The 22,321-nt window shown below is 40.3% G+C and carries 27 protein-coding genes, 1 tRNA gene, 1 rRNA gene and 1 riboswitch; of the genes, 22 read left to right on the top strand and 7 right to left on the bottom strand.

Going from position 1 to position 22,321, the window contains the following annotated elements:
* Nucleotides 1–5: 5 nt before the first annotated feature.
* The 16 genes from FXF70_RS00150 to FXF70_RS00075 all read left to right on the top strand — a co-directional run bounded on the left by FXF70_RS00150 (nucleotide 6) and on the right by FXF70_RS00075 (nucleotide 10,597).
* Entirely contained in the window at nucleotides 6–1,016 is a 1,011-nt protein-coding gene (locus FXF70_RS00150; RefSeq protein WP_017367933.1) for an XkdQ/YqbQ family protein, read from the top strand.
* Nucleotides 1,013–1,279 carry a DUF2577 family protein gene (locus FXF70_RS00145; protein WP_039169977.1) on the top strand — a complete coding sequence of 89 codons (267 nt, stop codon included), beginning with the start codon at nucleotides 1,013–1,015 and terminating at the stop codon, nucleotides 1,277–1,279. Before FXF70_RS00150 ends, FXF70_RS00145 begins: the two co-directional genes overlap by 4 nt.
* Before the next feature lie 14 nt (nucleotides 1,280–1,293).
* Nucleotides 1,294–1,716 carry a DUF2634 domain-containing protein gene (locus FXF70_RS00140; protein ID WP_024719684.1) on the top strand — a complete coding sequence of 141 codons (423 nt, stop codon included), beginning with the start codon at nucleotides 1,294–1,296 and terminating at the stop codon, nucleotides 1,714–1,716.
* A complete protein-coding gene (locus FXF70_RS00135) occupies nucleotides 1,709–2,755 on the top strand; it encodes a baseplate J/gp47 family protein (RefSeq protein ID WP_144665809.1) in 1,047 nt (348 codons plus the stop codon). Before FXF70_RS00140 ends, FXF70_RS00135 begins: the two co-directional genes overlap by 8 nt.
* Nucleotides 2,742–3,665 (top strand): YmfQ family protein, encoded by a 924-nt coding sequence (locus tag FXF70_RS00130; protein WP_148779643.1) that lies wholly within the window; start codon nucleotides 2,742–2,744, stop codon nucleotides 3,663–3,665. Before FXF70_RS00135 ends, FXF70_RS00130 begins: the two co-directional genes overlap by 14 nt.
* Before the next feature lie 11 nt (nucleotides 3,666–3,676).
* Nucleotides 3,677–4,060, top strand: a complete 384-nt coding sequence (locus FXF70_RS00125) for a phage tail-collar fiber domain-containing protein (RefSeq protein WP_017359000.1) — start codon at nucleotides 3,677–3,679, stop codon at nucleotides 4,058–4,060.
* A gap of 15 nt (nucleotides 4,061–4,075) precedes the next feature.
* Nucleotides 4,076–5,212: a hypothetical protein gene (locus FXF70_RS00120; RefSeq protein WP_148779642.1), complete on the top strand. Its 1,137-nt coding sequence runs from the start codon at nucleotides 4,076–4,078 to the stop codon at nucleotides 5,210–5,212.
* Between the two features lie 11 nt (nucleotides 5,213–5,223).
* Nucleotides 5,224–5,526, top strand: a complete 303-nt coding sequence (locus FXF70_RS00115; RefSeq protein WP_148779641.1) for a hypothetical protein — start codon at nucleotides 5,224–5,226, stop codon at nucleotides 5,524–5,526.
* A gap of 264 nt (nucleotides 5,527–5,790) precedes the next feature.
* Entirely contained in the window at nucleotides 5,791–6,030 is a 240-nt protein-coding gene (locus tag FXF70_RS19155) for a hypothetical protein (RefSeq protein WP_224558654.1), read from the top strand.
* Between the two features lie 952 nt (nucleotides 6,031–6,982).
* Nucleotides 6,983–7,303 (top strand): hypothetical protein, encoded by a 321-nt coding sequence (locus FXF70_RS00105; RefSeq protein WP_148779640.1) that lies wholly within the window; start codon nucleotides 6,983–6,985, stop codon nucleotides 7,301–7,303.
* Complete coding sequence (locus tag FXF70_RS00100; RefSeq protein ID WP_187424748.1) at nucleotides 7,300–7,443, top strand: XkdX family protein; 144 nt, start codon at nucleotides 7,300–7,302, stop codon at nucleotides 7,441–7,443. Before FXF70_RS00105 ends, FXF70_RS00100 begins: the two co-directional genes overlap by 4 nt.
* 89 nt (nucleotides 7,444–7,532) lie before the next feature.
* Nucleotides 7,533–8,618: a pyocin knob domain-containing protein gene (locus FXF70_RS00095; RefSeq protein WP_148779639.1), complete on the top strand. Its 1,086-nt coding sequence runs from the start codon at nucleotides 7,533–7,535 to the stop codon at nucleotides 8,616–8,618.
* A 103-nt stretch (nucleotides 8,619–8,721) separates the two neighbouring features.
* On the top strand, nucleotides 8,722–8,934 hold the full coding sequence (locus FXF70_RS00090; protein ID WP_017367922.1) for a BhlA/UviB family holin-like peptide: 213 nt from the start codon (nucleotides 8,722–8,724) through the stop codon (nucleotides 8,932–8,934).
* 12 nt (nucleotides 8,935–8,946) lie between these two features.
* Complete coding sequence (locus tag FXF70_RS00085; protein WP_019743388.1) at nucleotides 8,947–9,210, top strand: phage holin; 264 nt, start codon at nucleotides 8,947–8,949, stop codon at nucleotides 9,208–9,210.
* A 19-nt stretch (nucleotides 9,211–9,229) separates the two neighbouring features.
* Nucleotides 9,230–10,048 carry a peptidoglycan recognition protein family protein gene (locus FXF70_RS00080; RefSeq protein ID WP_148779638.1) on the top strand — a complete coding sequence of 273 codons (819 nt, stop codon included), beginning with the start codon at nucleotides 9,230–9,232 and terminating at the stop codon, nucleotides 10,046–10,048.
* Between the two features lie 102 nt (nucleotides 10,049–10,150).
* On the top strand, nucleotides 10,151–10,597 hold the full coding sequence (locus FXF70_RS00075; RefSeq protein WP_148779637.1) for a biofilm-forming protein: 447 nt from the start codon (nucleotides 10,151–10,153) through the stop codon (nucleotides 10,595–10,597).
* A 59-nt stretch (nucleotides 10,598–10,656) separates the two neighbouring features.
* On the opposite strand, the gene FXF70_RS00070 is transcribed toward FXF70_RS00075, so the two are convergent.
* Nucleotides 10,657–10,729, bottom strand: a tRNA-Ala gene (locus FXF70_RS00070).
* Nucleotides 10,730–10,801: 72 nt separating this feature from the next.
* A complete protein-coding gene (gene cudC / locus FXF70_RS00065; protein WP_035389194.1) occupies nucleotides 10,802–11,359 on the bottom strand; it encodes a transcriptional regulator GbsR in 558 nt (185 codons plus the stop codon).
* A 206-nt stretch (nucleotides 11,360–11,565) separates the two neighbouring features.
* Between cudC and betB the strand changes: the two genes are divergently transcribed.
* A complete protein-coding gene (gene betB / locus FXF70_RS00060; RefSeq protein ID WP_008344052.1) occupies nucleotides 11,566–13,035 on the top strand; it encodes a betaine-aldehyde dehydrogenase in 1,470 nt (489 codons plus the stop codon).
* A 27-nt stretch (nucleotides 13,036–13,062) separates the two neighbouring features.
* Nucleotides 13,063–14,271 (top strand): choline dehydrogenase, encoded by a 1,209-nt coding sequence (gene gbsB / locus FXF70_RS00055; RefSeq protein WP_008344050.1) that lies wholly within the window; start codon nucleotides 13,063–13,065, stop codon nucleotides 14,269–14,271.
* Between the two features lie 40 nt (nucleotides 14,272–14,311).
* On the opposite strand, the gene FXF70_RS00050 is transcribed toward gbsB, so the two are convergent.
* Nucleotides 14,312–14,791 (bottom strand): DinB family protein, encoded by a 480-nt coding sequence (locus tag FXF70_RS00050; protein ID WP_058213677.1) that lies wholly within the window; start codon nucleotides 14,789–14,791, stop codon nucleotides 14,312–14,314.
* A 205-nt stretch (nucleotides 14,792–14,996) separates the two neighbouring features.
* Here FXF70_RS00050 and FXF70_RS00045 point away from each other — a divergent pair, with 205 nt between their 5' ends.
* Together FXF70_RS00045 and FXF70_RS00040 are read left to right on the top strand one after the other, a co-directional pair.
* Nucleotides 14,997–15,527: an NfeD family membrane protein gene (locus FXF70_RS00045; protein ID WP_017367919.1), complete on the top strand. Its 531-nt coding sequence runs from the start codon at nucleotides 14,997–14,999 to the stop codon at nucleotides 15,525–15,527.
* Nucleotides 15,528–15,538: 11 nt separating this feature from the next.
* Nucleotides 15,539–17,086 (top strand): flotillin lipid rafts scaffold protein FloT, encoded by a 1,548-nt coding sequence (locus FXF70_RS00040; RefSeq protein ID WP_148779636.1) that lies wholly within the window; start codon nucleotides 15,539–15,541, stop codon nucleotides 17,084–17,086.
* A 31-nt stretch (nucleotides 17,087–17,117) separates the two neighbouring features.
* Here the strand turns inward: FXF70_RS00040 and ftsW are convergent, their stop codons facing one another.
* Genes ftsW through FXF70_RS00025 form a run of 3 tightly spaced genes read right to left on the bottom strand, consistent with a single transcriptional unit; the run spans nucleotide 17,118 to nucleotide 20,085 of the window.
* Nucleotides 17,118–18,251: a putative lipid II flippase FtsW gene (ftsW, locus tag FXF70_RS00035; RefSeq protein ID WP_375805987.1), complete on the bottom strand. Its 1,134-nt coding sequence runs from the start codon at nucleotides 18,249–18,251 to the stop codon at nucleotides 17,118–17,120.
* 5 nt (nucleotides 18,252–18,256) lie between these two features.
* Nucleotides 18,257–19,411, bottom strand: coding sequence for a rod shape-determining protein RodA (gene rodA, locus FXF70_RS00030; protein ID WP_047946758.1), 1,155 nt, complete (start codon nucleotides 19,409–19,411; stop codon nucleotides 18,257–18,259).
* A 14-nt stretch (nucleotides 19,412–19,425) separates the two neighbouring features.
* Nucleotides 19,426–20,085 (bottom strand): DUF1232 domain-containing protein, encoded by a 660-nt coding sequence (locus FXF70_RS00025; protein WP_065460943.1) that lies wholly within the window; start codon nucleotides 20,083–20,085, stop codon nucleotides 19,426–19,428.
* A 149-nt stretch (nucleotides 20,086–20,234) separates the two neighbouring features.
* Between FXF70_RS00025 and FXF70_RS00020 the strand changes: the two genes are divergently transcribed.
* Nucleotides 20,235–20,789, top strand: coding sequence for a GNAT family N-acetyltransferase (locus tag FXF70_RS00020; RefSeq protein WP_073415995.1), 555 nt, complete (start codon nucleotides 20,235–20,237; stop codon nucleotides 20,787–20,789).
* Between the two features lie 240 nt (nucleotides 20,790–21,029).
* On the opposite strand, the gene thiT is transcribed toward FXF70_RS00020, so the two are convergent.
* Complete coding sequence (thiT, locus tag FXF70_RS00010) at nucleotides 21,030–21,605, bottom strand: energy-coupled thiamine transporter ThiT (RefSeq protein WP_148779634.1); 576 nt, start codon at nucleotides 21,603–21,605, stop codon at nucleotides 21,030–21,032.
* Between the two features lie 97 nt (nucleotides 21,606–21,702).
* Nucleotides 21,703–21,805, bottom strand: a riboswitch (TPP riboswitch).
* A 436-nt stretch (nucleotides 21,806–22,241) separates the two neighbouring features.
* Here thiT and FXF70_RS00005 point away from each other — a divergent pair.
* A 16S ribosomal RNA gene (locus FXF70_RS00005) occupies nucleotides 22,242–22,321 on the top strand; the annotation flags it as partial.

Raw genomic sequence — 22,321 nt, 5'->3', positions numbered from 1 at the left:
TGACATTGATTGAGCTTTTTGCCATCAGAAGCGGCACGATGTATGAGCTTGTCACAGAGAGTGTGACACTTCAGGGGCAAAGGTATCAGGCCCCTCGCTCTATTCAGGCGAACATTATCACAAAGCAAGGCAGTCAAACATATTACCGTGTCTCAGAAGGAGACACGGTTCTTTTTAAATGGAAAGGAAAAGAGCTGTTCAGAGGCATCGTGTTTTCTAGGACGCCTGTTGAAGGAAAGCTGACCTTTACCGCATACGATATGCTCCAATATTTAGTGAAAAACCAAGATGTATATGTTTTTTCAAATCAACGGGCAGATCAAATTTTGAGGCGGATCGGGGCAGACTTTCAAATTCCTATGACATCCATCGCAAATACAGGACATGTCATGAAGTCTCTCGTCTTTAAAAATGACACGAGTTTATATGACATCATTTTAAAAGCATTGAAGGAAACGAAGCGGCAAACCGGTAGAAATTATCAAATTTATTCTGCTAAAGGCAAGATGGGGCTGAGAGCTTGGCCCGATCCAGAGGACGTGTGGGTCATTGAATCAGGCGTCAACCTCATCGGTTATCAGTACAGCACCTCCATTGAAGAGACAGCAACACGTGTGAAGATGCGCACGTCTGTAGACGAACAGGGGAAGAATAAGAAAAAAGGTAGCAAATCAGATATTGTGGTGATCGAACAGGACAAAGCGGGTCAGAGTCAGTACGGCATTTTACAGCATGTGGAGACGGTCACAGGTCAAATCAACCAGCCGCAGCTTCAAAAAAGAGCGAAAGTACGCCTAGCTGAAAAAAAAGGCGTCAAACAAGAAGTGAAAAGCATACAAGCACTTGGAATCCCTGAACTGCAAAGCGGTTTGCCAATCTATTTGAAAATCCCTGAAATCAACATCAAAAAAACCTACTGGATCGATCAAGACAAGCATGAATTCAATGGAGTGAAGCACACCATGACAATTGACGTCGTTGAGAAAAATTCCATGCCAAAGGGTGATCAAGCATGAGATTAAGTGAAGCAATTAAACGACTCGCTGTCAATGCAGTAGATGCAGCTTCTCCAATTGATCTGGTGATTGGAGAGGTCACAATGGCTTCGCCTCTTCACATCCGATTAAATGAAAATAGTAAGCTGATCATTCCAGAAGAACTGCTTATTTGGCCTAAACGCTTAAATAAGGGTGAGGATGATGAGTTGAAAAAGGGAGACAGCATTATGGTACTTGCAATGGCAGGAGGGCAGTCCTTTTACATCATCGACAAATTGTAAGGGAGGTGATGAATGTGGCACTTTCACCAGAGGAAGAAATCGAGGAAACAGAAGAAGACGAAGAGGTAGAAACCTCGACGACGTATCGCATAGATTTTGAAAATGGTAGGCTGACAAATGAAGCCATTACAGGCATTGAAGCGATCCGTCAATTTATTTATATGACATTGCGAACAGAGCGCTATGCACACCCCATTTACAGTCACGACATTGGTACTGAAATTCAGGAGCTATTGACCGATACAGAAGCAACAGATGAATACAAAGAAATGGAGATTCCAAGATTGCTAGAAGAAGCATTGGTCGTTGATGAGCGGATTGATCATATTGAAGAGATAGAGGTCACGAAGCAAAATGATGCCTTTCAAGTCAAACTAGCCATTGTCACAGATGAAGGCACATTAGAAATAGAGGAGGTGATGGAGGGAGATGTTTGAGGAGCAAACGTATGAGGCGTTGATGGAAAGAATGCTGGACAGGCTGCCAGATGACATAGATAAAAGAGAAAACAGCGTCATTTGGAATGCCTTGGCACCTGCTGCTGCTGAACTGGCTCAGTCGTATATTTGGCTTGATCAAGTATTTGAGCTTGTCTTTGCTGATACAGCACAGGGGGAATTTTTAGATCGACGAGCAGCAGAAGTGGGGATTGAACGAAAGCCAGCCACCAAAGCGGTCTGGTCCGTAACCATTCAACCAGAGAACGTAAATATTCCAGCAGGATCAAGATTCTTTATTGAAGATGTTTATTTTCAATTTTCAAAGGACGGTACACTAGAATGCGAGACAACAGGTACAGTCGGCAATGGGCAATTAACAGGTCAGCCGCTGCTATCGCTTGATACCATTCCGGGTCTTGAGTCGATGATCATGAAGGAATTGGTGATACCAGGGCAAGAGGAAGAAGATGATGCGTCATTATACGATCGGTATTTAATACGCGCAAGGCGAGAGGCTGTCAGTGCCAACAGAGCACATTACAAAAAGTGGGCCGAGGAAGTGGTTGGTGTCGGCAGAGCGAAAGTATTCCCGTTATGGAATGGAGAGGGAACGGTCAAAATTGTCATCACCGATGGCAATCTAGATGTAGCATCTGAGCTTCTTGTCAAAAGGGTTCAGGAGTATATCGATCCTGTACCAGGAGAAGGAGAAGGGCAAGCTCCTATTGGTTCAAAAGCAACTGTTGAAAGCGCCAAGTGGCTAGATATTGACATAGAAGTGTCCGTCGAACTTCAGATGGACTGGACGCTTGAAGGTGCGCAAAAAGAAATAGAAGAAAAGGTCAAAGCACTGTTAAAATCAATCGCATTTGAAAAAAGTACGATTCGAATGTCCGCCTTAAATGATATCTTGTACCATTCAGAGAGCGTGTCCGATTATGCAAATGTCTTATTGAATGGGGAGTCAAAAAACTTAGTATTACAGGACATTGAGATACCACGTCTGAGGCAGGTGAAGGTTATTGAGCAAACTTGATGAAATGAAAAACTACTTGCCGCCTTATTTCACAGAGATTTATGATGTGGATCATTTACTAAAAACGGAGGCGCCAGAGTTTGAACAATTGGACGAATCCATTTTTGATGTAACGGATCAGTTCTTCCCCTTAACAGCGACGTGGGGATTGAATCGGTGGGAAAGAATGCTCAAGGTGCAGCGAGAGTCAGATGATTCAATTGAGCTGCGCAGGGCACGATTACTCAATATGATGTCGAACATTCCACCAATTACGTATCTTTCATTAGAGAAATCAGTGAATCGATTTCTTAAAAATCCAAGTGCGATCATCCGTCTTACAGTCAACCGTTATCATTTTGCATTGCGTGTCAACCTGGATGACCTGCAAAACACAAGATATATCGTCGAAATACTCGAAACGTTAAAGCCAGCACATTTGGCGTATACGTTCACCGCCAGTCATCATACCGATGTTCATGAAACAAATGATCATCACCAGCGGCTCACACTGCGAAGCAGAGTGGGCTTTTTCGATCATATTCCAATTTTACTCAATGGTGAATTCGTATTAAATGGAACGTTCTATCTCAGCGGGATACGAGGTACTACGGAGGTCCCTGCTCGCTTTCGGCATTCATTAAAGATGAGAATGCCGCTTCAACAAGAGAAAGAAACAGCATATCGTCTGAATTATGTCATGACTGGAGCATCGCATGAAACGAAGCAAGCAGCTACGCTGACTTTGCGCGCAAAGAACCAGCTTTCACATCAAACGAAAAAGAGGATGACGTTCCGCTTACCGGTACATGTTCAAAATGAACAAGGCGGCAGTTTACTGATCAAGGAGCATTACTGGATTCTCGATGGATCCGTTTCACTTGATGGATCAAAAATGCTGGCAGCAACTTCTAAAAAAATAGACCTATAAGGAGGATCACAATGGCTGATCAATTAACCGTAACCACACTATATGCACGTCAACAAATGGCAAAGGCACGAGCAGAAGGAACAAAACTCACAAAAGTCGTCAAAATGGCATTCGGAAATGGAGGAACAAAGGATGGAAAACCAATCTCACTAGACGGAACTGAACAAGCACTCAAAAAAGAACTGATTCAAAAAAATATTGATTCATTTACCTTCATGGAACCGGCAAAAATCCGCTACACCTGCACCATCGCTGAAGGAGAACTCGCAGGCGAAGTCATCAATGAACTAGCCCTTGTCGACGAAGCCGGCAAATTCACCGCCATCCGCACCATGACAGACAAACAAAAAGACGGCGACATCGAATTTGTTTTTGAGATTGATGATATTTATTAAGGGAGGGAGTCAAAAATGGACTTGAAAACACCAAAAACATTTGAAACTAGTGATAAAGCTCATGCAAACCTATTTAATGAAATGGTTGAAGTCTTACTTGAAAACGACCATGGGCTGTTAGAACAGTTCACTAGTCATAAAAATGATACGATTCAACATGTAACTGGATTGGAGAAACAAAAATGGAATGATTCTCAAAGTTATAAAATAACTGCAGACAATGGGACACATTTAATCAGCATTCCAGCTTCTGGTAAGATCTATGATGCTATTAAAGATAAAGGAACATGTACATTTTACGCTCCTCGTGGAATAGAAGATAGTCCAACAACGAATGCTTTAAGAGGCATTCAAACGGTAGGGCAAGCGAATGCAGGAACAGGATTTGCGATCGATACAATGGGAAATGCTTATACATTTCTATATGGGTCCAGTGATCTTTCTATTAGTTGGACGCCTCTGCCAAATATGTCCGATCAAAATAAATGGAATGATAGTCAGTTAATTAAAATTACTAATGACACGGGTGGCGTACGTGTATCTGTGGGAGCGACAGAAAATTTATTAGATAAATTAACTGAAACAGGAAAAACATTTGGTACATTTTATTCACCTGCTGGTGTACAAGACAACCCCTCAGCTTTGGCTTCAAGAGGTTTTTATCATTTTACTTCATCCGACAGTAACAACAAAGGTACGTTTGGTTGGGTCATTGCAATAGACTATAAAAATAACATGTTTACTAACTACCTTGACTTAAATCTAGGTTGGCAAGGTTGGAAGCGTAGTCTTACTGAAGCAGATCAAGAAGTAACGTGGACCACACCTAGAATACTAAACGGATGGAAACTATACAGTACGAGTTCTTTACCGATTCGGTTTAGTAAAAATGCTTTAGGCGAAGTCGAAATTAATGGAGCTGTAAGAGATGGTCCATTAGGGGAAATTCCTGTTTTTGTTTTACCAGAAGGCTACCGTCCAAAGCAGCCTGTCTATTATGTTGGAGTGGCTTCTAGCCTTGGAACATCTGGAACACCACAATATCATAGGACATTGATCACAACTGATGGAAGAGTGTGTGTGCAATTATCTTCTAACACAGCCAATCCAACAGAATTCATTACGTTTTTAATCAAATTTAGTACGTTGTAGGAGGTAATAATATGTGGATTTATAAATATGATGATCAATTTATCTATATACCAGGTGAAGAAAAACTACTCGTAAATGAACATGAAGATATACCTGAAGGTTTTACAGATATACCACCTCCTGTTGAATCATATATTGCAAAATTTGATCCTAAAAAAAAACAATGGGAGGAAACAGCCACGCAAGAGTATATGAATAGCTTTAAAATAAAGCCTTTACCTAATGATCTTGAAATATTGAAGAAACAAATTGCATTTTTAACAAAACAAATGACACACATATTACGTGACATAGAAGAGTTGAAATTATTATAAAAATTCACGTAGATTTTTGATTCATTATTCATATATAAGGGGGAGGATATGGTTTTAAAAACACTGCGTTCTTTTGAGATAAATGACAAGGCGCATGAAGATTTATTTAACAATATGGTGAAGATTTTGATTGAAAATGACCAAGAACTGTTGAAGTAATTCAACCTTCATACAGAAGATTCAAATCCTCACATTTCTAGTACAGATAAGAAGAAATGGAATAATTCGCAGCAGTATAAACTGACAAATGATAACGGCTCCCAATTGATCAGTATCCCTGCTGGCGGCAGTATCTATGACGAAATTAAAACTCTAGGTGCCTGTTCATTCTATGCGCCTAGAGGTGTTGGGGTAGTTGATTCTCCTGCTATTGGCAACGCTGTATTAAGGAGATTCCAGCTTGTAGGTCAAAATAATATTGGTGTTGGAATCGTAATTGATACGTTAGGCAACGTTTTCTGTTTTTCCTATTATGTGAAAGACATGGCGATTAATTGGCTGTAAATGCCTACACAAAATGAAAAAAATAAATGGGACGCAGGACAGTTATCTAAAATCACTGCTGACGATGGGAAAGCGTATGAGAGAATTTAATGCAAATGATTCAAGTATATTGGAGAGATTAACAACGTTACCTGGTGTACATTCTTGGTATATTCAGGAGGGACATGAAGATTTACCGACATTTAGTTCAATGAGGGCTTTATCTGTTTTCAGTGAAAATATATATGTATAGATACTTGGTGTAAACAATACAGGAGATATTTATGTTAATCGCTCAACAACTGATGTTACAGGCAATAAACAAGAATGGAGTGGGTGGAAGCGACTAAACGATCATCATTTATTGAATACCAATGGGACAAGATTATCTATGCGAATGGACACAGATATATTAACATTACCTTCAGGGTTTTATTTTGCTGTTGGATCTAAGTTAGTAAATATGCCTACTGAAAATGATTCAGCTTGGTTTAATATTGACGTTTTAGAAACTATAAATGGTAGAAAGACCATTCATGTCAGCAGGAGTTATGACAACACTCATTGGTTCGGAACGGTTCATACTTACGGTATTTTTTAAAGGATGGAAAAAATAGTAACTGATGCTGAATTTTAAAATGTCAAGTGGCTAAATGTCACGCTTGACAATGGTTCCTCTATGGAGATAGACCAGTCGAATATACTAGATGAAGAAATTTATTATTGTTGAGAGGCCACCTAAAAGCAAATATAGAAGTTATCTGTGGAAAGATTCCAATTTCGGGCTTACTGGGCTTACCATATAAAGGCCTAGTAGTATCAGTTCCAGTATTAGGTACAACTGGTCATAGTAAACTACTTATATATAAGACAGGAGATCTAAAGCTAACTGATTTACTGTCGAAAAATGACATTTCTGTAACTGGTTATTATCTAGATACGGTCATCCCATTAAATTAAGGAAGTGATCAAAATGATCCAAGTCTATGAATATAATCATCAAAATGAATTGGTCAGACCAATAGAAGTGTATGAGAGGGATGATGAAGGAAATTATATTATTCCAGAGCACTGTACAACAATTGCACCACCCAATAATCCTTCTTTTTATAAAGCTGCATTTGATGTGGAAAAACAACAATGGTATGAATTAGCGACAAAGGAGTATATAGATAGCCTAAAACCAGCCCCTCTCCCGCCAAGTGATATAGAACTTTTAAAGAAACAAAATGCTTTATTGTCAAAACAATTAACACAGCTATTGGCTATGCAGAAAGGGGGAAGATCAGAATGATGTTTCCAACTGTAGCAGATATCAAACAATTCTGGGACTGGCAGTGTTACGGCCCAGAGGACGTTGCATTTTATGTAAGCATTGGCTGGATCTCGGCAAATGACTATAAAGATATAACTGGAGAAATGTACGAAGCCTAATAGATTTATTTTTTTGCCGTTCTCTTTTGCTGAATTCTGTTTCAATCTCATTCAGACAACTTATGCAATTATAGAAAGGAGAGAACACATTGGAGATAAAAACTCCTCGTCCTTTTGAAACGAGTGATAAAGCTCATGCAGATCTATTCAATGATATGTTGGAAACATTGCTTCATAACGACACTGGTATGTCAGAACAAATAACTCTTCATATCAATGATCCAAGTCAACACTCTTCAGAAGTAGAAAAAAAGAAATGGAATGAGTCGCAGCTGTATAAAATTACAGGTGATAATGGAACACAACTTTTAAATATTTCCGTTGGTTCAAGAATTTTTGATTCCATTAAAGACAAAGGAACATGTACATTCTATGCGCCCAGTGGGATCGAGGATAACCCTTCACAATACGCAATTAGAGGGATACAGACAGTGGGGCAAAATAATATTGGAACAGGTTTCGCAATAGATACATCCGGCAGTGCATATTACTTTTACTATTATCCTAACCACATATCTATCAATTGGACACAGCTTCCGACAGCAGCTGAACAAGATAAATGGAACAACAGTCAACTTCATAAAATAACAAGGGATAACGGTCAACCCTTTTATAAAAGTATAGGTGAGACCACCGACTATAACGAAATTATAGAAACAGGAATGTATCTCATTTATAATGCAGGCCTTAATGGTCCAAAAGAGATCAAAAGAGCATTTATGATAGTGATAAGTTATGGGAATACCTTGCTACAAACTATATATGATGCAGTCAATGGTCTAAACTCATTTTATAGAATTAGGAAAACTGACTATACATGGACTGAATGGGAAAAACATCTCACGTCTACAGATTTAAATGCTACCTGGAATAATGTAAATCTAAATAGTAATATAAATCAATATTCAGTTAATCCATTGAAATATTCTGTCAGACAAAATATTTTATATTTGAGAGGGTCATTTGAAATAGTTTCGGTTAATGAAACAGAAATTGCACGTTTAACGTATAAACCTTCCTCTTTAACCGTTTTCACTTGTGCGACGGTTGGTTCATACGGATCTGCTAGGATGTCTTTATCTAAAGAGGGTAGTTTAAAATTAGATGGATTAATTGCGAATGATCCGTTAAAGGTAACACGTATTGAAATGAATGAAGCAATTCCACTATGGTAGTTACAATAAGAAAGTCACTAAAGCAGAAGACTATCAAAATATAACTGGAGAAATATACAAAGCCTAATGGCTTTATTTTTTTGCCGGAAAGTAGGTGATTCCAATGGAAGTTGATGTCGTTCAAAACTTAATGACACAAGGCCCATTCGCCGTTCTTTTTTGCTGGATTCTGTTTTATGTTCTCAACACTACAAAAGAACGAGAAAACAAACTCAATGAGCAAATCGAGGCGCAAAATGATGTGTTAGCAAAGTTTAGTGAGAAGTATGACGTCGTGATCGACAAGCTCGATAAAATTGAACGGAATTTAAAATAGGAGGAAAACATCATGAAAACATTCGACAAAGGCACTGTGATTCGCACAGTGCTTCTTTTTATTGCGCTTATCAACCAAACGCTTGTCATGTTTGGACAAACAGTGCTGCCGATTAGCGAGGAGCAAGTGCAAACCGCAGGAGAGGCACTATATGTGGCAGGTTCCACAATTTTCACTATGGTCACTGCCGTGATCGCTTGGTTTAAAAATAATTATGTGACCTATAAAGGTCAATTGCAAAAAGATGCCCTGAAACAAAGAGGGTTAACAAAATAATTTTTGAAGGAGAAACAATATGGTGAAGATCATTCAAGCACTCATCCCAAAACAAAATCGCAACAGACCAGGAAACAGGATGAAGCCGCTCTATATTACGGTGCATAATACATCGAACACTGGACGGGGGGCTGATGCGGCAAATCATGCAGCATTTGTTGCTCGGGCAAGTACCGGGGTTAGCTGGCACTACACGGTCGATGATCAGGTCATTTATCAGCATTTACCTTTAAACGAAAATGGCTGGCACGCAGGAGATGGCAGGGGAACCGGCAATATGAAATCAATTGGAATTGAAATTTGTGAAAATGCAGGCGGTGACTTTGAACAAGCCGTTGAAAACGCCCAATGGCTCATTCGAAAACTGATGGGGGATTTAGGAATTCCTTTATCAAACGTGGTGCCGCATAAGCATTGGAGCGGGAAAGAGTGTCCGCGTAAGCTGTTAAATCGTTGGGATGGCTTCAAGGCGGGTATTGCATCAGCATCAAGTCAAATGACAACAGCTAAACCTGTGAAAGAAACATCTATCAAAACCATATCAACGAGATCAACATCTAAAACCAACAAGGTCAAAAAAACATACAGTTTGCCTGCAGGTATTTTAAAAGTGACGAAGCCTCTTACAAAAGGGTCAGCTGTAAAAGCCGTACAACAAGCCTTAGCATCGATTTATTTTTATCCTGATAAGGGAGCGATCAATAATGGAATCGATGGGTACTACGGACCCAAGACTGCGAATGCAGTGTCTCGATTTCAAATGATGCATGGGTTAACCTCAGATGGCATATATGGTCCAAAGACCAAAGAAACATTAAGAAAGGTCATAGAAAGTTAACACATATGGAATGAATCAACCCTTATCTATTATAAAAAAGTAAAATAAAACCATTTTTGGCGTTATTTGTTGTATAATGGTAAAAATGAATGGAGGGGTTGTATGAAGCGGATATGTGTAATGATGTCTCTTTGTTTCATTGTCATGTTCCATTTTAATATGGAAAAGGTTGCAGCTAAGACCATTTATCGAGAAGTAGAAGTTGATTTCATCATGACGGAACAGGAAAAAGATCTGTGGGTACCAGGAGGTCAAAATAATCCTGAACAATATCCATCTACTTATGGCTACCAATTTTCTATACTAAATGCAGAGGGTTGTACTTTAGAGCTGACACTCTACAGAACATCCTTATCAGGAACGGATTTTCCGTCATCAGTCAAAGAGTATACAGGTAACCAATATGATCTAAGTGCAACAGACCGAATTTTATCAAGTGGGCGCTACATTTATAGACCCCATGGTATTAAACTGACTAAAAAAGAAGGCTGTGGGGATGTTGAGATAAAAGGAGTCTTTGGTTATCAAATTCAAGAACCAGACAAATAAGCTTTTATGAGTAAAATCAAATGAAAAAGCCTATCCATCATTGGATAGGCTTTTGATAATGGAGCATAGCGGGATCGAACCGCTGACCTCTACGCTGCCAGCGTAGCGCTCTCCCAGCTGAGCTAATGCCCCGAAGTATTACGACATAACTTATTATAATCAATCCTCCTGTAAAATTCAAGCTGTAAAACACAAACACCCCGGCTATTTTTCTTTCTGATCAATCGGAATATAGTCAAAGATGTCTCCCGAATGAACCGAGTGGGCTAATCGTCTAAGCCAGTCATAATAGGCTTTTGAGCTTTCAAGCTGTTCAATGAGCTGTTTTGCTTCCTCTCTTTCATGTTCCTCCGCCTGATCATCACGAGCTACATCTTGAAGGCGTTCTTGCGCTTCTTCAATCGCTGCTAGATTAACCTCGACCTCTCGTTCCCATTTTTGCGGGAAGAAGTTCATGAAAAACTTAAAAAAGTCTTTCTCAGCAACAAAGCTGTGTTTTCTTCGGCCGCGGTGGAAGGTCTTTTTGACAATATTCATGTCTTGCAGTTTTTTCACACCCGTACTCATACTAGGCTTACTCATTTGCAGCTCTTCACGCATTTCATCCAGCGTCATTTCCTCATTTAAATACATCGTCCCATATAGAATACCCGCACTTCTAGTAATGCCATAGAGATCCATTGTTTCAGCGATGGAATCAATGACGAGATCTTTAGCAGCTAAAATGCGTTCTTCTGCTTGTGGCTGTTCCTGCTTTTTCATCTTGTCCCTGCTTTCTATTAAGTGAATTCAATACGTTCAAAAAAATCTTTATGGACTATATGTTAACGAAAGAATGCAAAATGTCAAAATAAAAGAAGCATATCCCCCTTTGACAGAAAAATTTGAACATGTTAAGTTAATTATGTTCAAAACGTTAAATTTTTATTTAACAAACTTACCAAAGAGAATCAGAGGAGGTTCCTTCTATGAGTCAAACACTATTTATCGATGGACAATGGGTTGGCGCTAAGAGTGGCGACACAAGAGATATCATCAATCCATTTAATCAAGAAGTGATCGCGACAGTCAGTGAAGGATCAAGAAATGACGCGCAGTTAGCCATTAAGGCAGCGAGAAAAACCTTCGATCAAGGTGATTGGGCAAACATGCCTGGACTTGAAAGAGGAAATATTGTGTTTAAAATTGCTGAATTGATTAGGCGAGACCTAGATGAATTAGCCAAATTAGAATCACTTGATACCGGCAAAACATTAGAAGAAAGCAAAGCGGATATGGACGATATTGCGAACGTGTTCCAATATTATGCGGGGCTTGCTGATAAGGATGGCGGGGAAATCATTGCATCGCCTATTCCAAACTCAAAAAGTGAATTAGTCCGAGAACCTGTCGGTGTATGCGGTCAAATCACTCCTTGGAACTATCCATTGCTTCAAGCGAGCTGGAAAATCGCTCCTGCACTTGCAGCTGGAAATACAATCGTACTAAAGCCAAGTGAAATTACACCATTAACCACGATCAAAGTTTTCAAACTTATGGAAGAAGCGGGTGTTCCAGCAGGCGTTGCCAACTTAGTACTTGGACCTGGAGCAACTGTTGGAGATGAGCTGGCTGTCAATGACCAAGTCGATTTAATTTCATTCACAGGCGGTATTGAAACAGGTAAGAAAATCATGCAGGGAGCCAGCGGGAATGTGAAGAAAATCGCCCTTGAGCTCGGCGGGAAAAACCCGAATATCGTCTTTCAAGATGCTGATTTAGACGTAGCGGTTGACCAGGCAATGAATGCTGTGTTTTTCCATGCAGGGCAAGTGTGTTCAGCAGGTTCACGCTTGTTAGTGGAAGAATCTATTCATGATGAATTTTTAGAAGAACTGGTGAAGCGTACGAAAAAAATCAAGCTAGGCAACGGCTTTGATGAAGGAACCCAGAGCGGACCGCTCATCTCAGCTGAGCATCGAGAAAAAGTAGAAAAATACGTCAGCATCGGTTTAGACGAAGGCGCAACATTAGAAACAGGTGGGAAACGACCTGAAGCAGAGGAGCTTCAAAAAGGGTTCTTCTACTTGCCGACGATTTTCTCAGGCTGTACATCAGACATGCGAATTGTACAGGAAGAAGTGTTTGGACCAGTCCTCACTGTCGAATCCTTCCGATCAGAGGAAGAAGTCATCGAGCTGGCAAATGACACGATTTATGGTTTAGCAGGAGCGGTGTGGTCTTCTGATATCGGCAAAGCCGAACGAGTGGCTCGTCAATTAAGATTAGGCACGGTATGGATCAACGACTTCCATCCTTATTTTGCCCAAGCACCGTGGGGCGGGTATAAACAATCAGGTCTTGGACGTGAATTAGGACGTACGGGCCTTGAAGAATATACGGAACTAAAACATTTATATCGAAATACAAAACCAGAAGCGGTTCATTGGTTTAAATAAATATCACTTATCTGGAGGAGATTCTATATGACTTTAAATATGAAAATTGAAAGCATGCAAAAATTCCATACGTTTGAAATTCCGACTGTTATCAAGCATGGCATTGGGGCAGTGAAACATGTTGGGGAAGAAGTGAAAGCATACGGCGTTTCAAAGGTATTGCTTGTCACAGATCCTGGTATTTATCAAGCAGGTGTTGTAGATCCAGTGATTGCTTCATTAAAAGAAGCGCAAGTTGATGTGGTTCTATTTAATAAAGTAGAACCAAACCCACCAGTCCGTTTAGTCAATGAAGGATCTGCGTTATATGAAAAAGAAGGCTGTAATGGTTTAGTCGCAGTAGGCGGCGGAAGCTCAATGGATACAGCGAAGGCTATCGGTGTGGAAGCGACTCATGAAGGATCAGTTCTTGATTACGAAGCGGCTGAGGGGAAAAAACCGCTTGAAAATAGAATCCCTCCGTTAACCACAATTCCGACAACGGCTGGTACAGGTTCAGAGGTCACGCAGTGGGCAGTGATCACTGACGAAGAAAGGGAATTCAAATTCAACACAGGTGGACCGCTCATTGCAGCTCACCTAACAGTGATTGATCCTGAGCTTCATGTATCAATGCCGCCGCATGTGACAGCAATGACGGGTATCGATGCGCTTGCGCACGCGATCGAATGCTATACGATGAAGTTTGCTCAGCCAATTACAGATGCGGTAGCGCTCATGGCCATTGAATATGCTGCTCATTATATTCGCCGTGCCTTTGCCGATGGAGAGGATTTGGAAGCAAGATATGGCATGGCACAAGCTGCGATGCTTGCAGGACTTTCCTATGGAAGTGAATCAGCTGGTGCAGCCCATGCGATGAGTCAAACGCTTGGGGGTATTATTCCTGTCGCACATGGTCAATGTGTAGCGGCAATGATGGGACCTGTCATGGAATATAACTGGAAAGGGTACCCAGAGAAATTCGCTCGAATTGCGCAAGCATTCGGTATTGATACAAGCAGAATGACAACAGAGGAAGCTGCAAAAGCAGCAGTGAATTGGATGTATGATTTAGTGGAAGACCTAGAAGTTCCTTCATTAGAAGAACAAGGTGTACCAAAAGATATGATCGATCGCTTATCTAAAGAAGCAATGAAAGATCCGCAAACAGTTGGAAATCCAAGAGACCTGAACGAAAAAGCATACAACTGGATTTACGCTCGCTGCTTTGATTTAACACCTAAAACAGTGTAACAATGAAAAAAGGCTCCCAAAAGGGAGTCTTTTTTACATCTTATAGCTGTTCTTTAATTTCTTTAATTTGATGAATATGGCGTTTTTCGTGTGCGCCGATAAAATCAAGGTATTGCTTTAATGAAAGCTCTTCAAACACAGGATGTGGAATCACGCGTTTGAAATCTTCCTCTGTAAACGTTGATAAAATTTGATTTAATTTCTCACGAGCTGTATCAAGCTCATCTTTTAAATGTGTAGGTGTCACATGCTTGCGCTCTGGTTCAACAATACTAGGCGCGGTGGCTTTTTTTGAACGATCCTCTGCCATTTCAACTGGTTTTGGCTTATATTCTTTGATTGGTGCTTTTTTCCCCTCGGCAGCTAGATGTTTTGCTGAAATTAGGTCCATTTTCTTTAAATGATCTGCAACCTCTTGAATGCTCCAAGTATCATCAGATAATTTTTTGTTTAATTGTTCTTCACTTAATCCTTGCAGCTCTTGCCATAATTCTTGTCTTGCTTCATGTAATAAACTCATTTCTCTCACCTCAAGATCAAATTTTATCATACTGGTACAAGACAATCATTCTTTAGCTATCCGAGAAATCCTTTAATGAATTGTGATGAAATATGAAACCTTTACAAAAGTGGTTCGTATTACCTGTTAGAAGGAATACACTTGGATGTGAGCATGGTCTAAATGAATGAAAGGCTGCTCATTTCATAAAGAAAGGGTGAGGAAGATGGATGTGTTTGGGCTGCCTCTTCAGACGCTGTACTTATACATATTGATGGTATCAGGAATCCTGACGCTTGTTTTCGTCTTTTTTGGCGATGTATTTGATGGATTGTTTGAAGCGATTCCTGTCCCGTTCCTTCAACCAACATTGATCCTCGCATTTCTTACCTTTTTCTCGGCTGGAGGATTTATCTCTGAAAAAACAGCAATTGTAGGAAGTGGACTTGGCGCCGTATTATCTGCCATCCTCGCAGTGGTTCTCGTTACTTGTTTACATGTATTTGTCCTAGTCCCGCTTTCCTCTGCTGAAGAATCTCTTTCATATACGGAGGCCGACCTAAAAGGAAGAACTGGGGAGATCATTGTATCTGTACCAAAAGATGGGTTTGGAGAAGTGCTGTTAATTAGTAACAGCGGGAAAATCTCAAAGCCTGCCGTCAGTTTCGACGAAGAGGAGATTCCATATGGAACCCGGGTGCTGGTCGTCGAAGTAAACAAAGGCGTGTTATCTGTTATACCAAATGAAGAAATCTAGGAGGGAATGCTATGCCAGGAACAACCATATTAATTATTATTGGAATTGTGCTTGTGATTCTCATTGCACTTATTGGTGTATTTGTTTCGAAATACCGGACAGCTGGTCCAGATGAAGCATTAATTGTCACAGGAAGTTACCTCGGAAGTAAAAATGTCCACGTGGATGAAGGTGGAAACAAGATTAAGATTGTAAGAGGTGGAGGTACCTTTGTACTCCCTGTTTTTCAACAAGCAGAGCCGCTCAGCTTACTATCTAGCAAGCTAGATGTTTCAACGCCTGAAGTCTATACTGAACAGGGTGTACCGGTCATGGCCGATGGAACGGCCATCATTAAAATCGGCGGATCAATTGAAGAAATCGCCACTGCGGCAGAGCAGTTTTTAGGGAAAACAAAAGAAGATCGTGAAAATGAAGCAAGAGAAGTACTAGAAGGACACCTTCGCTCCATTTTAGGGTCAATGACAGTTGAAGAGATTTATAAAAACAGAGAGAAATTTTCTCAAGAAGTACAGCGTGTCGCTTCTCAAGATCTAGCGAAAATGGGTCTTGTCATTGTATCGTTTACAATCAAAGATGTCCGTGATAAAAATGGCTATTTAGAATCACTAGGTAAACCTAGAATTGCTCAAGTGAAACGCGATGCAGATATTGCGACAGCAGAAGCAGATAAAGAAACACGTATCAAACGTGCAGAAGCAGATAAAGATGCGAAGAAATCTGAGCTTGAGCGTGCCACTGAAATCGCTGAAGCAGAAAAAATCAATGAGCTGAAAAGAGCAGAATTCAGACGTGAACAAGATACAGCAAAAGCAAGCGCTGACCAAGCGTACGATCTTGAAACAGCTCGTAATCGTCAGCACGTAACTGAACAAGAAATGCAAGTCAAAATCATTGAACGTCAGAAGCAAATTGAATTAGAAGAAAAAGAGATCCAGCGTCGTGAGCGTCAATACGATTCTGAAGTGAAAAAGAAAGCAGATGCGGACCGTTATGCTGTTGAGCAGTCGGCTGCGGCGGAAAAAGCGAAGCGTCTTGCAGAAGCAGATGCGAAGAAATACAGCATTGAAGCAATGGCAAAAGCAGAAGCAGAGAAAGTTCGGATTGACGGGCTTGCCAAAGCAGAAGCCGATCGTGCAAAAGGGGAAACAGAAGCAGAAGTCATTAGGTTGAAAGGACTTGCGGAAGCAGAAGCGAAAGAGAAAATTGCAGAAGCATTCGAACAGTATGGTCAAGCGGCGATTCTTGATATGATTGTGAAAATGCTACCTGAATATGCGAAACAAGTATCTGCTCCACTTTCTAACATTGATAAAATTACAGTTGTTGATACAGGTGGTAACGGGGAAGGCAGCGGCGCCAACAAAGTGACCGGCTATGCGACAAACCTTATGTCCAGTCTTCAAGAAAGTCTGAAAGCTTCCTCTGGAATTGATGTCAAAGAAATTATTGAGAATTTCTCTGGCAAAGGCAATGTGAAACAAAGCATCCAAGAACTGACGAATGAAATCAAACAGCCAAGAAAAAAAGAAATCCCTGATCATCAAATAGAAGAATAAAAATCAAAAGACACCTTCTGATAGAGGGTGTCTATTTTACTTGGGGCACATGCCGGTGTCTTTTGATAGATGAAGAGAGATTCACAAGAATGCCTGCAGATATCATCATGAACACCAATGAAGATCCGCCGTAGCTAATAAAGGGAAGAGGAATGCCTGTAATGGGGAGAAGCCCAAAGACAGCTCCTAGATTAAAGGCTGCTTGAATCATAATTTGAAAAGTAAGCCCGATCGTTAATAGCTTTCCAAATGGATCTTGTAAGCCTTGAACGATTCGAACGGCGCGATACATGATGAGTAGGTAGGCACCCATCACAAACAACAGCCCCATGATTCCCAGCTCTTCACTGATGATGGCCATAATAAAATCTGTATGGGCTTCAGGAAGAAATCCTAGTTTTTGTATGCTTCCGCCTAAACCATTCCCGGTCAGTCCCCCTGAATCCATGGCGAGATAAGAATGGATCAGCTGATAACCATCTCCATCTTCATACATGAAAGGATCACGAAAAGAAGTGATCCGTTTCAAACGATAAGGAGCGGTCACAGCAAAAAAAGTGATCCCTGCCGCAGCCGTCGAACCTAGTAGAATGAGGTGGCGTGTTTTAAGTCCAGCACATAATAAGACGATACCGCAGCTCAATAAAATAGAAACTGCTGTACCTAAATCTGGCTGTTTTAAAATCAATAAAAAAGCTAGACTTAAAAGAAGAAGTGGAGGTAGTACTCCTTTTTTAAAGGATGTAATGTACGCTTGTTTCCTTGCATATACATAGGCGAAATAGATGATCATCACTAATTTCACAGCCTCAGAAGGCTGGATGATCAAAGAGCCCAATTGAATCCATCGTTGTGAATTGTTTTTGACAACACCGATTCCAGGAAGCAGGACAAGGAGAAGACATAACAATGACAGCATCACAAGCCACCGAATCCATTTACGGTAAGCTTGATATGGAACAAGGGCCGCAGCGATGAAAAAGAAGAATCCAATCAAAAGCCATTGCCACTGTTTCATGAAGAAGTAGCTGCCCTTTCCATATTTTATTTCGCCTAAAGGATAACTCGCACTGTACACCATTAGTAATCCAAAGAAACAAAGACAAACAATCGTCCCAGCAAGAATGTGGTCGATTTTTTTTAGGTGAGAAAGAATCAATGACATCACCTTCAAACCCAGTTACGTCCAAACATGTAGGATGAGGACCTCAAATTGACACTAAACACAAGGCCAATGGCAATCATATTGGTTAAAAGCGCACTGCCTCCATAGCTGATAAAAGGAAGGGCAAGACCAGTCACAGGCATTAGCCCTACTGTCATCCCAACGTTTTGGAAGACTTGAAAAACGATCAGCCCAACCACTCCAGCACATATATAAAGCCCATAAAGGGTATTCGCATGCATAGCCACATGAATCATTCGATAGACCATCATAAGATATAAACAGATCAATAGGGAGGCGCCGATAAAACCAAACTCCTCGCCAATGACTGCAAATATAAAATCTGTATGGGCTTCAGGGATATTTCCCCCTTGTACTTGATTTCCTTTTGTATACCCGCTTCCTGATAATTGTCCTGACCCAATGCCAAGCATTGCTTGTTTCAGTTGATACCCATATGTCGAATCAAATTCATCTGGGGAGAGCCACCCATAAATGCGATCAAGCTGATGAGGTTTAATCACTTTTGTAAAGTGCTCAAAATGTTCATTGTGCAAGTAGGTCAAAAATGCAAGAAGCGCGAGAAAAGAAGCGATTAATGCAGCGATCATCTTACTTGAAATGCCTGACACAAGCATCAGTGTAAAAGCAATAGACAAGATCACAAGTGCCGTCCCCAAATCTGGCTGAATTAAAATCAGGAAAAAAGGAACAGCGGTCCAGCATATGATGTTCATTGTAGGAATCATGCTTTCTTTAAACGAAAAGCGCTGATGTTTGTATCGATTTAAAATAGCCGCTAACAGAAGAATGACAAAAATTTTCATAAATTCTGATGGTTGCACTTTCATGGGCCCCAAGCTGATCCATCTTTGGGAGCCATTTTGATTCGTGCCAAAAAAATGAACGAGAATGATGAGGAAGAGACCACCTGCAAATAATCGAAAAGATAACCGCTCAAGCAGTTCATAATCAAAGTAAGCAACTGCCGCCATAAGGCCAAAACCGACGATATACCAGAAAACTTGTCTTTTGACGAAATAAAACATATCTTGCGTTTCATACTGGCCCGATCCGCTATACACAGCCAGCAGGCTGATCACAAAGAAGCAAATGACAGTGAATAATAATGCGAAGTCAATGCTGTTCTGTTTTTTCATGTCTCCGTCACCTGCTATGACCTATTTGTCAGCTGGTTTAATACGACCTGCACCGCTGCAGCGTCATCAATATAGCCGATCGGAAAAATATAATCTGGTATTAAATCAACGGGCATAATGAAGTAAAGTAATGCGCCTCCCATCAACATCAATTCTCGAGAAGTACCCCGTGCGCTCATGAACGAGCTGTACATGCTTTTCAATTGATCAAGAAATGGTCCAACACCGCTTATCGTGTCTATCTTTTTTTCAAACTTTGCTGAGATCGTTTCTTTTCCCTCGTCTGATTGACTATAGGTCTCATATTCATTTAACTTCTGTTTCAATTCATTCTCGCTGAACGTTCCGTCATAGACATCATGATCTTTCAGCGTTCGCTCAATCTCTCCTACCGCTTGAATGAACGTATCACCGTGAATTCTTTCGTTTTTAATTGAAAATCCAGCCGTGGCCAATAGATGATCTAAAGAAATGTGTAGAGCATCTGATAGCCGCTGTAAATGGTTCAAAGTCGGTTTTCTTTTTCCGTTCATGATTCTAGACAGTGTCGCTTTATCAATTTCTGTTTGTGTACTCAGTTCTCTTAATGAAAGAGAACGTATTTGCAGTTGTTCTTTTAAAAACTGCCGAAGCTCAGTTGTTTTAAATTCCATCTCTTTCTTCACCCTTTTCATAAAGTTCAACTCTTTAATAGAAGAAGTCGTACCCAATATATAGGGGTGTTGACAAAATGTCAACGAATATCCATTAGGGATTGAATTTTATAAAATAGCAACTTATCATATGAAACATAGAGTAAGAAATGGCTAAAAGGGGTGTTCAGATGAAGGTTAGACATGCAGTACATAATGATATTCCTAAAATTGCCGAAATTCATGTGAAGAGCTGGCAAACGACTTATCACGGCATTATTTCACAAGAGTATTTAGATGATTTAAATGTAGAGGAGCGGGAAGAGAGCTGGAGAAGCAGGTCGCTTGAAGGCACGTTTGTCGCAGAGGATGCTGACGGAGTATTTGGTTTTGCTTCCTTCGGAAAACAGCGTGATGAGAGATATTCAATATATGATGGTGAGCTTTATGCCATCTATTTGTTGCAGAGAAAACAGAAATCAGGAGCGGGTATGGCTTTGATTGCAAAAGGTGTGGATTATTTAATAGAGAAAGGCTATCAGAATATGCTGCTCTGGGTATTTGAGCAAAATTCAGCAAAGCAATTTTATCAAAAGCTTCAACCTAGTTTTGCCGTCACCAGCCAGTTCGAGCTGGCTGGTGAGAACCATGAGGAAATAGGGTATGGATGGGAACTGTCTGTACTAAGTGATCATGTTCAACAAATTATATCGTCAGCTTCCAATAATAATGAGAGAAAAAAGTAAAAAGGGTGGCGAGTAAAATATAAGATATAAAAGGAGAAGCCTCTACTTTCCCTTTCACACCTGCTATTTTTAATGCCTCATAGAAACTTGCCAAAAAGTAGGCGAGGCTGAGGATGTAACAGCACAGCATAATGGAGTAAGGATTCATTGTCGTACCTCCAGCATGAAATCTTCTACTATTAATAGATTCAATAGAGCAGCAAATTATGCATAAAAAAATAACCCGCTGAAACAGCTGGGTTATTTTTGTTGAGGGAAAACCAAACGAGACGCACTAGGGATGAGTAAACAAAGAACAATACTACAAATGATAAATGAAGGAACCATATATGTGCTGTTATAAATTAATGAATACACCCATCCAGGTGTTCCTTTTGGTGCATAATGAGAAAAGAAAACTACGCCTGAAATAAAGAACGTCAGCAGTCTGAAAAAACTGCCGACAAATACAGCTAGGATAATATAGAAGAATTGTTTCTTTCGCTTTTTATCCTGAATGGCTTTTTTAATTGATCCTGAGAATAGCCCGCTTAAACAAATCACAACAGATGCGACAAAGTAATCGAGAAATCCTTGTACAGGTGTGGCGATAATAGGATTGTTCATCAGCTGCAGTCCTGCGATTAACACACCGATGATAAATCCAGCAGACACGCCCCATCTAATGGACATGAGAATGACAGGAATCATGATCAGTGCAATTGACCCGCCGTTCGGCATTCTTAAAAAGAGACCTGATAAATAATCTAAAACAAGTGCAAGAGAAGTCATGATGGCGATCTCCATCAGTCGTACTAATTGATTTGATTGCTGCATAAAAAAATCCCCTTTTCACGAATTGTGCAAGGAGAGACCATGTCAGGATGAGTATGTGATTCATAGAAAAACATATCGGCTTGAATACAATGCATGTATGCAAGTGATTCCACATTCCTACTTCAGTATTAACTGACAGGTTCAAAGGGTCAGAACAACGAATTGTTCACTCTCAGCACAAAGCTCCCCCTGCGGTTATTTAATTTCAATCTATTATAAATATACTAAAGACCTACAGGATCAACAATAGTGAATTACGGAGTTAAGCCCTTTTTGTACGAATATATAGGAAGAGATCAAGAAAAATAAATTATTTAGAAAAAATACTTGTTTCTTCTTTTAAAAGGTGTTATATTTGTATTCGCCGCTGAAACAGCGCGGTTGAGAAATAACATTCAAGAAAAAAGTTGTTGACTTCATCTTGATAGAATGTTATATTAATAAAGTCGCCTCTGAGCGAAAATGAAGATGATCTTTGAAAACTAAACAAGACAAAACGTACCTGTTAATTCGAGTTTTTATAAAAAAATCCTATGATACTTCATAGGTAGTCAGTCAGACTGACGAGGCAGGAAATGATCACATGCTAAGTTCGCTACATCGTGTAGCAACGCATGTGTGATATGCATCCTGCATACCTCGGAGAGTTTGATCCTGGCTCAGGACGAACGCTGGCGGCGTGCCTAATACATGCAAGTCGAGCGGACAGAAGGGAG

The organism is Bacillus sp. Y3, from assembly GCF_008123875.1.
Taxonomy (GTDB): Bacteria; Bacillota; Bacilli; order Bacillales; family Bacillaceae; genus Bacillus; species Bacillus altitudinis.
This window is presented reverse-complemented; position numbering and strand designations above follow the sequence as displayed.